Origin of the sequence: Cytophaga aurantiaca DSM 3654, assembly GCF_000379725.1 — a bacterium.
In the GTDB taxonomy this organism is placed as follows: domain Bacteria; phylum Bacteroidota; class Bacteroidia; order Cytophagales; family Cytophagaceae; genus Cytophaga; species Cytophaga aurantiaca.
Genome location: NZ_KB903627.1, coordinates 31,410 through 44,116 on the forward strand (window position 1 = coordinate 31,410; position 12,707 = coordinate 44,116).

At 36.3% G+C, this 12,707-nt stretch carries 10 protein-coding genes; 1 reads left to right on the top strand and 9 read right to left on the bottom strand.

Going from position 1 to position 12,707, the window contains the following annotated elements; translation table 11 throughout:
- Positions 1-21 precede the first annotated feature (21 nt).
- From A3EE_RS0106070 to A3EE_RS0106080, 3 genes are read right to left on the bottom strand one after another with little or no spacing between them, the layout of a single operon-like run.
- The gene (locus A3EE_RS0106070) at positions 22-1,161 is read right to left on the bottom strand and encodes a hypothetical protein (RefSeq protein WP_018342547.1); all 1,140 of its coding nucleotides are present in this window, start codon (positions 1,159-1,161) and stop codon (positions 22-24) included.
- Positions 1,162-1,182: 21 nt separating this feature from the next.
- Positions 1,183-2,991, bottom strand: coding sequence for a CHU_1277 family cellulose-binding protein (locus A3EE_RS0106075; protein WP_245553809.1), 1,809 nt, complete (start codon positions 2,989-2,991; stop codon positions 1,183-1,185).
- Positions 2,992-3,015: 24 nt separating this feature from the next.
- Positions 3,016-5,226, bottom strand: a complete 2,211-nt coding sequence (locus A3EE_RS0106080; RefSeq protein ID WP_425386819.1) for a CHU_1276 family cellulose-binding protein — start codon at positions 5,224-5,226, stop codon at positions 3,016-3,018.
- Positions 5,227-5,856: 630 nt separating this feature from the next.
- On the opposite strand from A3EE_RS0106080, the gene A3EE_RS0106085 reads away from it, so the two are divergent.
- Positions 5,857-7,140 (top strand): citrate synthase, encoded by a 1,284-nt coding sequence (locus A3EE_RS0106085; protein WP_018342550.1) that lies wholly within the window; start codon positions 5,857-5,859, stop codon positions 7,138-7,140.
- Positions 7,141-7,294: 154 nt separating this feature from the next.
- Here the strand turns inward: A3EE_RS0106085 and A3EE_RS0106090 are convergent, their stop codons facing one another.
- From A3EE_RS0106090 to hisC, 6 genes are all read right to left on the bottom strand, one after another.
- The gene (locus tag A3EE_RS0106090) at positions 7,295-8,032 is read right to left on the bottom strand and encodes a prephenate dehydrogenase/arogenate dehydrogenase family protein (protein ID WP_018342551.1); all 738 of its coding nucleotides are present in this window, start codon (positions 8,030-8,032) and stop codon (positions 7,295-7,297) included.
- 72 nt (positions 8,033-8,104) lie between these two features.
- Positions 8,105-8,860, bottom strand: a complete 756-nt coding sequence (gene hisF, locus A3EE_RS0106095) for an imidazole glycerol phosphate synthase subunit HisF (RefSeq protein ID WP_018342552.1) — start codon at positions 8,858-8,860, stop codon at positions 8,105-8,107.
- Between the two features lie 138 nt (positions 8,861-8,998).
- The gene (gene hisA / locus A3EE_RS0106100) at positions 8,999-9,721 is read right to left on the bottom strand and encodes a 1-(5-phosphoribosyl)-5-[(5-phosphoribosylamino)methylideneamino]imidazole-4-carboxamide isomerase (protein WP_018342553.1); all 723 of its coding nucleotides are present in this window, start codon (positions 9,719-9,721) and stop codon (positions 8,999-9,001) included.
- 53 nt (positions 9,722-9,774) lie between these two features.
- Positions 9,775-10,356, bottom strand: coding sequence for an imidazole glycerol phosphate synthase subunit HisH (gene hisH / locus A3EE_RS0106105; RefSeq protein ID WP_018342554.1), 582 nt, complete (start codon positions 10,354-10,356; stop codon positions 9,775-9,777).
- A 73-nt stretch (positions 10,357-10,429) separates the two neighbouring features.
- Positions 10,430-11,548, bottom strand: a complete 1,119-nt coding sequence (hisB, locus tag A3EE_RS0106110) for a bifunctional histidinol-phosphatase/imidazoleglycerol-phosphate dehydratase HisB (protein ID WP_018342555.1) — start codon at positions 11,546-11,548, stop codon at positions 10,430-10,432.
- A gap of 22 nt (positions 11,549-11,570) precedes the next feature.
- Positions 11,571-12,617 (bottom strand): histidinol-phosphate transaminase, encoded by a 1,047-nt coding sequence (gene hisC / locus A3EE_RS0106115; protein ID WP_018342556.1) that lies wholly within the window; start codon positions 12,615-12,617, stop codon positions 11,571-11,573.
- Positions 12,618-12,707: the final 90 nt, after the last annotated feature.

Sequence of the window (12,707 nt, forward strand, 5' to 3'; positions counted from 1 at the left end):
TTCTTAATATCTTTTTGTGAATTATTTTTTTGGATCATAAGGAGCTCCATAAGTAAAGCAAGCAAAATCAATATCTGCTGAAACTCTATTGAATGGAGGACTTGATACCACACCAAACTGTACTCTGCAAACTTTTTGAGGTTCTAATTTTCTGTTACCAAAACCACCATTTGCAAAATCTTCAGAAGGCAATAGATCGCTATATTTGCAAGAAAATAACTGCCAGCCTTGATGTCTGATCGGCACTTTAAATACCCACGAATCTTCAGATGAAGGGCAGAAATGATCCGGGTTGTTAACCGGAGGCCCTGGTTTGTTTGCATAATAACCACAATTTGCCATACTACTCATGTTCATGTTGTCATCTTCGTGACATTCAAAATTCAAGTTAGCGTAAGGATAATTGCCTGCAGGTAAATTATCGATCCCTCTGATATAAACATTCAAATATATTTGATTAGGATCAGTCCATGTTACCGGGAAGAAATAACCAGCGGCAATCGCATCTTTTCTACACTGCAAACCACCTACAAAGAAACCATTTGCTTCAGCAGAAACACCTTCGATGTGCATGTATTTTATACCTTCAGGAGCTCGGATGTCAGCCGTTTGAACTTTAGAAAGCGTAGTTGCACCGATATTGAACATGTATGGGTAGTTCGAACTTCCTTCAAACGTAGAAGTATTACCTGAAGTATTGCTTACCAACATAAATGTCGGTGTAGCACTTGTATAATCTCTTCCTGCTGCCAAATTAAATGATATAGTTGCACAAGGTCCTTCTTTGCCGCTAATAATCAAATTAGCTTTGATCAATTCACCTTGTTCAAAGAAATACAAACCGTCATGATTACCAATCCAAGCTGCATTTGTTCCATCAAGAAAAGATGATGTTCCCGAAATTGTCTTGGTAGCTTTAGACGTATGCCCTTTCAATTCAATCTTCCAGGTCACTGTTTCAGAAAATGTTGCAGTGAAATAGAATGGAAGATTCAGAGAAAAGTCTGCATCTGGTAAATTTGTACTCAATGTACCACAAGTAAATCCGCTGCTCGCCGAAATATTCGTCGGTGCTTTCGAAGGACTATCTGCGTAGTCTCTTTTGCATGATGCAAAAGAGACTACGAGAAGTGATAATGATACTATTTTTAATATATTCATTTTCTTAATTTTTTATTAAAATTAGAATACCATTGTGTAATTGAAGAATATCTGATTGATCTTATAGTTTCGATTAGATGCATTATCAAATTTCACGCTTTGGCTTACACCATTAACAGTGAAGTATGTATTCTTACTGAATCTGTATCTTGCTCCGAATGAATATAGGAATTGGTTTTGATCCAAATTGAAGAAGCCTAATGCATTAATTTGATTGTATTCATCTCTTAAATAAACAATCTCATTTCCTTTAGCATTAATTGTTTTGATACCACCTAATAAATCAAGGTGTTTAACCACTTCAACTGCTAAGCCAGCATCAATCAATGTAGATTTCAAATCAACCGGTGCCGCACCAGTTCTTGTTGTTTGTTCGTAACGACCACCTAATGTTAAGACGATATTTTTTTCGTAACGAAGTAATTTATGAGCATTTAACATAACCCCACCTTTCACACCAGTGAATTTGCGTAAAGCATTGTTTGGATCACCCATTGATGTTACTTCAGTTAATAAATCCGCTATCACATCTGCTTTAACTACTTTTTCAGAGCTACCTATTGAAGCACCAAATGTAAATCCTTTACGGTTTGCTGTTGCCTGACCGTATGGAGTAATGTTATTATACGCAGGATTGTACAACATCCATGTATTCTGTAAGTTCAGATTACGAAGATTCTGATCCGATACATAATCAAGCATAGTTGCGCCTCCCATAGTCGGAGCACCTCTTTGCGTTGTGTTATTGTCCAATTGATCAAACAATCCTAATGTATTTGTACCGTGTGGACCGCCATAACCAAAATCATTGATTCTTCTTGTTTGAGCTCCAGAACTGAAGAAATCAACTCCTACACTTCTGTAGTTCGCATATACTTTCAACAATAATGGTTTGTACTTAGCAGAAATACCTAAATCATAGAATCCATTATCTTTGAATTTTTTGCCTGATTTAACAGTATCTTTTTCATTTACGCTGTATACATTATAAGATGTACCTACTTCACCATAGAAAGAGTAATCAATTTTATCTGTGAAATGATTGAATTTCCAATCACCAGTAGCAACCTGATTTCGGTTTGTTGACGCTGGAGAACTTACAGTACCTTGTGCATCAAATATATAAACGTAGTTACCGCCGATCTGGATGTTTCTGCTTTGTACAATCTCTACACGACCACCCATCATATAACGATCAGGCGTTACAGAAGGAGTATATCTTCTATTTCTTGTAGCGAAGAAACGTAGACCGATTTTTTCGATGCCGCTAGTGAAACGTAAACTCGTTTCGATGTGAGCACCTTGCAAACGCCATTTGTTTCCAAAATTGAAGTTTTCGTATTCAACTACACTTCTACGTTGAGAAAGGATATCAGATTCGTATGCGTTATAGATCTCATTTGAATTGAATAAGGTATACTTACTTAATTCAAGATCAATATCACCGATCTCATATTTAACTTTCTTTCCGATAATACCATCCAAACGAAGTTGACGGAAAATGAATTGTGATCCATCACCGTAAAAACCACCAAAGCTGTTTGACAAACGTAATGTCGCGCTAGCTCTTAATGTTTCGTTTGGTTGAGCATTTACCCCCAAATCGAAAATGGTATAACCATCTGTTGATTTTCTTGCAGAAGTTAAATCATTAGGCTGAGGGGCAGGTAATGCATTTGGGTCTGCATTTAATACATTTCCGTTTAAGTAACTTCCTGTTACTAACGCACGACCTAATCCGTTCCAATACACTACTTGAGCGTTTGAAACCATCATCGTACCAGCAGACATCGCTGCTAGTATTAGAACTTTTTTAGCAAATGTTCTCATTGTTGACATCTATACTAATATATTTTAGAAAAATATTTTTAATTCAACTGTTGTTTCCATCCCTTTGTAATTGTTAAGGGTGAAGTTTTTGTCTTTTTGACCAAACCATCTGTTTCTTATATACAGACCGGCTCTTCCTGAGAAGTCATAATCAAGACCGATACCATATCCCCAACTGAATTGGTTGATCGTAGCACCTTTATCAGCAACAGTACTTAACGTTGGATTGCTGTGAAGATCTTTTATAACATCACCAGGTTTGTAGTCTATACCATCAGCGGTAGTTCCGTATGTAGTATAAGCTTTCTCAACACGATTGTTGCCTAATACTTTCTCAATACTACCAAAGCTTACAACTGTAACTTTTGGATGTATGCTATAGAAAGCCATTAACTCTTCGTAGAATGTTCTTAAGAATGCTTTATCTGTAAATACAGGGATCGGATTGAAGTTGTCGTCTGTAACAGAGTTGTATGTGTTAAAGTTATTTAAGATCAAATCACGACCCAACATTTTCAATTTGTAACCTAAGTTCAAATTAAGAGTCTGATACATTTTCAAATAATCAACAGTTGTATCTGTTATGCCATACGATTCATATACTCTTCTATATATACTTGTATTACGTTGGTAAGGACCAGCATATTTCTGGAAATACGTAAAACGAGATGTTGTAAATGAGTTGGTCTGGTGCCAGTAAGAAATACTGTTTCCTCTATTAGAGAATAGATCTGCAACATTTTCCCACTCTTTATTGAATCCCCATGCAGCAGAAACTTTTAATTTTCCGTATGCAGCTTCATGTTTGAAATTACTTCCCCATCTGTTATTAGCCATTTGACCAATATCTGTAATAGCTCCAGGGAAAACAGTAATATCGTTGTTCGTATTAATGTTTGTTGGAGTTGCTACGGTGTGGTTGTTTGAAGTATTTAAAGATTCACTGTTTACGTTTGCAACAGATTTTCTAACAGAGTAGAATTGTGCAGAGATCGGAAATCCGAACCATGATTTAAATGCATCGATCTGGATATTGAAGCAGTGAGCTTTTAATGGATTGTTCCAGTTGTAATTCAAACCTGTTACTGAATCTGTAGTTTGTTTTTTACCAAACAATTGTTCGTAATCTCTGTTTGTAAATAGACCATCCTGGAAGCGTCCTACACCTACTTCAGTAAAAATTTTGAATTTAGTGAAATTCAAACGCGCATCAGCAGTGATTATTTGTTGTCTTACTTTAGAACCTAAATAGTGCGGGTCTGTTGTTGCAAATCTAGGATCCAATCTAAATCCTACGGCATCGTATGTACCGAACTGATCGAAGAAGTTAACCCCTATTTTATGAACACCAACCGATTTATCTACTCTAAATGCGATCATGTTTTTAGGAGTTTTTGTCAAGTAAGTCTGGAAACCACCTGAGTTATCTGACTTACCTACAATAAAGGTAAATCCGAATCCTTTAGGTAAATTCTTACCAACTAACATAAACCCTTGGGTACCTGTATTTCCCCAACGCTGATCACGGGCAATATTCTGTTCGTTATAGTAACGCGTGTAAGAACCGAAGGAGTTCCCTTCCGGTTGCCAAGGATAACGCTCAAACATATCATCGCGGTACTGATAGTTAGCTAATGTAAACGGACTTAATTTCGCCCAGTTTACACCACCACCAGCGATCAGGGTGAAGTCCCCTACTTTGGTGTTTGCATACCCTTTAAATTGCATGATACGATATACCATTGCACGACGGTTTGTAGTTTGTCCGATACCAGGCACCTGACTAGCAACACTGTCTTCACGAATGATACCCATCATCTGGTTATCAAACATGTATTCTACCTGAAACCAGGTTTTTGCAGTCGGACTACCTTCCAAACGCAACAAGAACATAGGTTCTTGATAACCTGTATAAACCTTATTCACAATATCTAAACCGTTCACCGTAAGCAATTGATCTGCTGGGGGAGCGATTGAATTATGCTGAGGCATAACCCGATATTGATTATAAGATCTAATATAACCGGAATACTTTAAACCAGTCCATCTCTTATATTGCTTCGTTCCAGATTCTTCGGTTTGAGCTGCTGTACTACTCTTTAGCATAGGCGAAAATGTAAACCATTTTTTGCTTGCTGAAGGAGCTGCAACCGGCGTATAATTCGTTACCCTTGCACTGTCGCCATCACCATGACCACTTGCAGTAACTTCGCCATAACCTAAAATTAGGAGCAATGTAAGAACTCTTACTCGCATGCTTTTAGACATATTGTTTAACTTCTTTTTAGTTTATACTAATCTCAAAGAACGAATTATGTAGTATTTCGAACTTTAAAATCTTACAAGGATACAAATTATATTTTGAAATCTCCAAGATTGCTTCAGAATTTTATAAACAAAAAATTAATTGCTTATTAATCATAACATTAAATAACAAATATCACAATTTAATAATCTCATTTTATCATTACATTACCACAATTATATTCGTTTCAAAATATAAAAATTATAAATTATTTATAATTCATTATTATAATAGTTACATGTTTCCCACATGAATAATTTTGAAAAAGTACATTTAAATGAATTCTAACAATGTAATAAAAAACGATTACTTGTATAAATTACCCTTTGTATATAACACATAATATTTTTTTAATTATACCTCATCTTAGATTAATACTGAAACAAAATTAGAGAGTTTGGTAAATCACATGCCTGCATATTTGATCTGTCAAAGAAGATTAACGTTAATTTCAAATTATAAAATAATTTCAGCTACATTATTTTATAATTTAACAATCGATATGTATTTTTAAGAGTTAAATAGTTTTATCAATCTAATTAAATACATACTATAACATCATGTCGAAGGAAGCGGAAATAATATTAGACGGTAAAAGTTACAAATTCCCTGTAATAGAAGGATCTGAAGGTGAAATGGCAATTGATATTGCGAAGTTGAGAGATTTGACTGGTTATGTAACACTTGATACGGGATACAAAAATACTGGCGCAACAAAAAGTGCCATTACATTTTTAGATGGAGAAAAAGGTATCTTAAGATATAGAGGCTATCCTATTGAGCAATTAGCTTCAAAAGCTTCGTTCCTTGAAGTTTCTTATTTATTGATCTATGGCGAATTACCAACTACTTCACAGTTAGAGATATTCAAAGATCGTATCATGAAGCACACCAACCTTCATGAGGATATCAAAAAAATATTTGATGGTTTTCCATCTTCTGCGCATCCAATGGGTGTATTGTCTTCAGCGGTAAGTTCTTTGACTGCGTATTATCCTGGTTCAATTGACCAGAATGCGAATGACGAAGAAGTTGATCTTACGATCGTTCGTTTAATGGCAAAACTTCCAACAATTGCAGCATGGTCATATAGAAATTCAAAAGGTCAGCCTTTAATGTATCCAAAACCTAAATTGGGGTACTGCGAGAATTTCCTATACATGATGTTCGGCCATCCAAATGAAGATTTTACTCTTGATCCGGTTGTTGTTGAAGCATTAAACACGTTGTTCATCCTGCATGCAGATCACGAACAAAACTGTTCAACTTCTACTGTAAGAATTGTAGGTTCTGCTCATGCAAGCTTATACTCATCTATTGCTGCAGGTATCAATGCATTATGGGGGCCATTACACGGTGGTGCAAACCAGGAAGTAATTGAAATGTTAGAAGAAATTCAAGCATCTGGAATCTCTACAAAAGATTATATCGCAAAAGTTAAAACAAAAGAAGTTCGTTTAATGGGCTTTGGTCATAGAGTTTATAAAAACTTTGATCCACGTGCAAATATCATTAAAAAAGCATGTGATGACATTCTTAATAAATTAGGTGTTAACGATCCTGCTTTGGCAATTGCAAAAGAATTAGAGCAAGCTGCTTTAAGTGATCCGTATTTTGTTGAACGTAAATTATATCCAAACGTAGATTTCTACTCTGGTATTATCTATAAAGCATTGGGCTTACGCAGCGACTTGTTTACAGTAATGTTTGCAATTGGTCGCCTACCGGGCTGGATCGCTCAATGGAAAGAACTTAGAGATGCTAAAGAACCTATCGGCAGACCAAGACAGATCTACACGGGTTATACTGAAAGAGATTACGTTAGCATTGAAAAAAGAAAATAGTTTATTTAGTTTCCAGGTACGAGTTCCCAGTTACTAGACAAAAGAATAACAAAGAAGGTCTCGGATATTTCCGAGACCTTCTTCAATTTTAGAGGTAAGCTATTGTATTTTTATAGTCTAGGAACTAGAACCTAGTAACTAGCAACTCACACAACTACCTTTTGATATGCTCCAGTCGGTCATTCAGATTTTTTAATGCATCCATGAATTCTTCCCGAACTTTTTTCGCATAAGGATTTTCCAATTCAATCGTCAAGAATAGATCCATTGAATCGCCTCCTAAATTTCTTTTTATGTCTAATAAATATTGGTATGCAGGTGTTTTTTGTTCTACATCCGGAATATCCATTTCATTTATTGAACGACCGATAAAATGCGTGAGCGCCTGTACATATGCCATTTGCTTATCGTGCGTTTCAGGCGTACGTTCAAGCACATTCAATTGCAATACATTACTTAAAAAATGTATCACTGCACGAGTCTTTTTAGAGCGAACCGGACAAACAACCATATTTAACCCCTTCACTCCGTTCTTGCCGCTTTGAGGACCAAACAAGGGATGTGTACCAAGTATATCAACCGATGCAGGAAGATGCTGAAGCATTAATGAAATAGGCTTCACTTTTACAGATGATACATCTATAACCAATGCTCCCTGAATTAAATATTCTTTAATATCAATTAAAACAGATTCCAAAAACTGCACAGGTACAGCAAGGATCACAATGTCCTTAGATGCCGTTTCCTTTAATGTTCCCCAGGTCACATCTTTCTCCGAAGCAATATGAGATAGGTCTGTCAGGTCATGAACCGTAACAGAAATATATGGCTGCAAATGCTTTACCATAAACTGACCAAAGCCCCCAAAACCTATTATTCCAAGTGTGCGCATAATTTCTTTTTAATATGTATGACCGATTTTTATCGGTTTAAAAATAATCCTTTTATAAAGATAAATAAAATATTAAAGACGCATGTGAATTCCCTCTCTAGACAAATATTGCTTCAATTCAGGAATTCCTATTTCTTTAAAATGGAAAATGCTTGCAGCCAATGCTGCATCTGCTTTGCCGTGCGTAAACACATCCGTAAAATGTTCCATAGTACCTGCGCCGCCGGAAGCAATGATCGGAAGGGAAACATGCGTAGAAATATATGCAGTCAAATCGTTTGCAAAGCCGGACTTCGTTCCATCTTTATCCATAGATGTAAGCAGCAACTCTCCTGCTCCACGCTCCTGCATTTCTTTCGCCCATTCAATGGTGTCTAACGTTGTTGGCTTGGTACCACCATGTGAATGCACCAGATTCTTACCCTCTACATTACGTGTATCAATTGCTACAACAATACATTGATTGCCGAACTCTCTTGATAACTGATCGATCAATGCGGGATTTTTAATGGCAGAAGAATTGACCGAAACTTTATCTGCTCCGGCATTCAAACATGCAGAAACATCTTCAATGGATCCTATACCACCGCCAATTGTAAATGGAATATTTATGTTTTGTGCAACACGTTTAACCAATTCAACAAGTGTCTTTCTCTTTTCTAATGTTGCTGTAATATCCAAAAACACCAGTTCATCTGCACCTTGCTGTGAATACAATGCGCCTAATTCTACCGGATCGCCGGCATCTCTTAAATTTAAGAAGTTAACCCCTTTTACAGTTTTACCATCTTTAACATCCAGGCAAGGTATAATGCGTTTTGTAAGCACGTTTTAAGTAATAAGTTTTAAGTAATACGTTTTAAGGAGTACTGAGTATAGAGTACAAAGTACAAAGATGAAGAACTTCAATATCTTTCAGGAAATCACCAAATGGTTGGTCGAAAAAAGACACAACCTCGGCTTTCATTAAGCATTGAATTGAGCTAATTGTTTTAAGGTAATTCTACCTTCGTAAAAAGCTTTACCAACAATAACTCCGTATATATTCATCGCATTCAATTTTTCAATATCCGAAAATTCAGCAACACCGCCGCTTGCAATCCAATTGATCTGTTTGAATTCTTCGCCCAATTGTTTATATAAGTCAAACGATGGACCTTGAAGAAGACCGTCCTTAGCGACATCCGTGCAAATTGAATATGAAATACCAAAAGGTATAAACTGATTCATCAATTGCTGAATGCTTAGATCAGAAGTTTCCTGCCAGCCATGTACCGCAATCATTCCTGATTTGGTATCTGCACCTAAGATAATTTTCTCTGTACCGAACTGAGTCAGCCAATGCTGTACTTTGCCAGGATCCTTTACAGCAATACTTCCAGCAGTAATTTGATTTGCGCCAGAATCAAATGCGATTTTCAAATCTTCATCAGATTGTAAGCCTCCTCCAAAATCAACTGCTAATTTTGTTGCAGCTGTTATATTCCTAAGTACCTGATGATTTACAATCTGTTTTTTCTTTGCGCCATCTAAATCAACTAAATGCAAACGCTGTATACCTGCATCTTCAAACATTTTAGCAACTTCAACCGGATTGGAATGGTATTCTTTTTTCTGATTGTAATCGCCTTGTGTTAATCGAACACACTTACCATCTATTATATCTATTGCAGGAATTATCTGTATCATTCTATGCTAAAGGCGAAAAGCTTAAAGCTAAACGCGTGTTTTGTATGTAATTATTATAATTCAATAAAGTTGCGAAGAATCTGTTCTCCCACTTCGCTGCTTTTTTCAGGGTGAAATTGTACGGCATAGAAATTATCTTTCTGCAATGCACATGCATACGGAAGAATATAATTTGTTGTACCTATCTGAAAGGGATTTGCTTCTACATAGTAACTGTGTACAAAGTATACATAGCTTCCTTCATCTATTCCTTTAAACAAGGGGCTTTTGAGATCTGTAATTGTATTCCACCCAATTTGCGGAACCTTATCTAATGGAGGAAACTTTTTAACTTTCGCAGGAATAATTCCTAAGCAATCTGTATTGTTTTCTTCAGAGTGTTCGCACAATAACTGCTGACCGATACAGATACCGAATACGGGCTGCTTCAAATCCTTAATAACTTTATCCAAGCCTTTATTGCGAAGGTAGTTCATCGCATTGGATGCTTCGCCTTGTCCAGGGAAAAGAACTTTATCTGCAGAACGCAATTCATCTACATCATCCGTCAATATAGGTTCAATACCTAAACGGTTTAATGCATAGATTACGGATTGAATATTACCTGCATTATATTTTACTATAGCTAATTTCATTTCTAAGTAATACGTTTTAAGTAATAAGTATTAAGAACACGATTCTAATTCCAATTACTTAATGAATTTTATTCTATAATACTCCCTTGGTACTTGGTATACGTGTATTGGCAGGATCTTTACGAATGGCAGCTTTGATTGCTTTTGCCAATCCTTTGAAGGTTGCTTCAATTTTATGATGCTCGTTATCTCCTTCAACTTTGATATTCAGATTGCATTTTGCTGTATCGGAAAATGATTTAAAGAAATGATAAAACATTTCCGTAGGCATATCTCCTATTTTTTCTCTTTTATATTCTGCTTCCCACACCAGCCAGCTTCTTCCAGAGAAATCAATAGCAACCTGCGCCAGCGATTCATCCATAGGCAATAAGAAGCCATAACGATCAATGCCACGCTTCGTACCTAAAGCAAGTGTGAATGCTTCTCCTAAGGCCAACGCTGTATCTTCAATGGTATGGTGTTCATCTATATGTAAATCACCTTTTACATCAATATTCAAATCGATACCGGAGTGTTTGCACAATTGATCCAGCATATGATCAAAAAAGCCAAGTCCGGTATTCATAACACCTTTTCCTTCGCCATCGAGATCCAAATAAATGTTTATATCCGTTTCATTCGTTTTGCGGTTCACACGGGCAATACGTTCAGACTTAATAAGGAACTTATAAATTTCCATCCAGTCGTCCGTTGCAAGCGCATATTTCAATTCGCCTAAGCCCCAATCTGAAGCTTTTGTGGAAGGTGTGATGTAAATTGCTTTCGTTCCTAAGTTCTTTGCTAACTGTACATCCGTAACACGATCACCGATTACAAAACTATTTTCCAGATCGTATCTCCCATCCATATACTCTGTAAGCATGCCAATGCCGGGCTTACGTGTAGGTAGGTTATCTTTAGGAAACGAACGATCTACGTGAATACGTTTAAAAACAATGCCTTCTCCTTCCAAAATCTTCAACATTTTATTCTGTGCAGGCCAGAATGTTTCTTCCGGAAATGAGTTTGTTCCAAGACCATCCTGATTGGTAACCATTACCAATTCATAATCCGATTCGATTGCTATTTTAGAAAGAGCAGTTAACACTCTAGGCAAAAACTCTAATTTCTCTAACGAATCAATTTGCTCGTCAGCAGGTTCTTTGATGATGGTTCCATCCCGATCAATAAATAATGCTTTCTTTTTCATGTCTCTATCTATATAAATGGAATTAAAACTTCTTTAATACTTCAATAACTTTTTTATTCTCCTCTTCTGTACCAACGGTTATACGAACACAACCTTCACACAAAATTATTTTAGAACGATCTCTTGTAATTACCATGTGTTCAACTAAAAAGTCGTACACCTTTTTACCATCTAACGTACGCATTAAAATAAAATTCGCGTCAGAAGGATATAACTCTAAACAAACAGGGAGCTTACTTAATTCTGTACGAAGCCATTCGCGTTGTGCCAGGATCTGATGCACCATCTTATCTTTAACAGAAACATTTTTTAATGCTTCCAATGCACATTCCTGAGTTAACAGGTTGATGTTGTAGGGAGGTTTTATTTTATTTAAAACGTCAATGATTTCTTTTGAAGCAAAGGCGGTACCTAAGCGTAATGCCGCCATACCCCATGCTTTGGAGAATGTTTGCAGCACAACCAGATTTGGATATTGTGCCAGCAATGGAACAAAACCCTTCGTGTCTGCAAAATCAATGTATGCTTCATCCACCACAACAATCCCTGAAAAAGAAGTTAAAATTGCTTTCACTTTTTCTTCACTCATTAAATTTCCTGTAGGATTGTTCGGCGAACATATGAAGATGATTTTTGTATGCGCTTTTACTGCAGCCAGTATTGCATCCACATTCAAATCGAATTCTTTTGTCAACGGCACTGCTATAAGCTCAACATCGTTAATACCTGCACTTACTTCATACATGCCATATGTAGGCGGCAATATAAGAATGCTATCTTTACCAGGCTGACAGGTAGCACGAATTAATAAATCAATAGGCTCATCACTGCCATTGCCAAAAAAGATATTTTGGGCAGGTATATGTTTGACAGCCGACAATGCATCTTTTACATCCCGCTGCAGTGGATCCGGGTAACGGTTTACATGTTTTTCAATCGCTGATCCATATGGGTTTTCATTGGCATCCAAAAAAATGCCTTCTGTACCCTTATATTCATCTCTAGCCGAAGAATACGGCTTTGCTTTCTTAATATTATCTCTTAAAACTGAATCTAATGAAAATGCCATTCCTGAATAAATATAATAAGCTATAAAAATACGAAATTTATAGCTTGCAGACACTCAGAAGGCTAAATGAAATTAGATTTTTGTATAAAA

What these genes read in the sequence shown, in the direction of transcription:
- hisA (WP_018342553.1), bottom strand. Translation starts at nt 9,721, where the DNA reads ATGATACAGATAATTCCTGCAATAGATATAATAGATGGTAAGTGTGTT.
- hisH (WP_018342554.1), bottom strand. Translation starts at nt 10,356, where the DNA reads ATGAAATTAGCTATAGTAAAATATAATGCAGGTAATATTCAATCCGTA.
- A3EE_RS0106085 (WP_018342550.1), top strand. Translation starts at nt 5,857, where the DNA reads ATGTCGAAGGAAGCGGAAATAATATTAGACGGTAAAAGTTACAAATTC.
- A3EE_RS0106090 (WP_018342551.1), bottom strand. Translation starts at nt 8,032, where the DNA reads ATGCGCACACTTGGAATAATAGGTTTTGGGGGCTTTGGTCAGTTTATG.
- A3EE_RS0106075 (WP_245553809.1), bottom strand. Translation starts at nt 2,991, where the DNA reads ATGAGAACATTTGCTAAAAAAGTTCTAATACTAGCAGCGATGTCTGCT.
- hisB (WP_018342555.1), bottom strand. Translation starts at nt 11,548, where the DNA reads ATGAAAAAGAAAGCATTATTTATTGATCGGGATGGAACCATCATCAAA.
- hisC (WP_018342556.1), bottom strand. Translation starts at nt 12,617, where the DNA reads ATGGCATTTTCATTAGATTCAGTTTTAAGAGATAATATTAAGAAAGCA.
- A3EE_RS0106070 (WP_018342547.1), bottom strand. Translation starts at nt 1,161, where the DNA reads ATGAATATATTAAAAATAGTATCATTATCACTTCTCGTAGTCTCTTTT.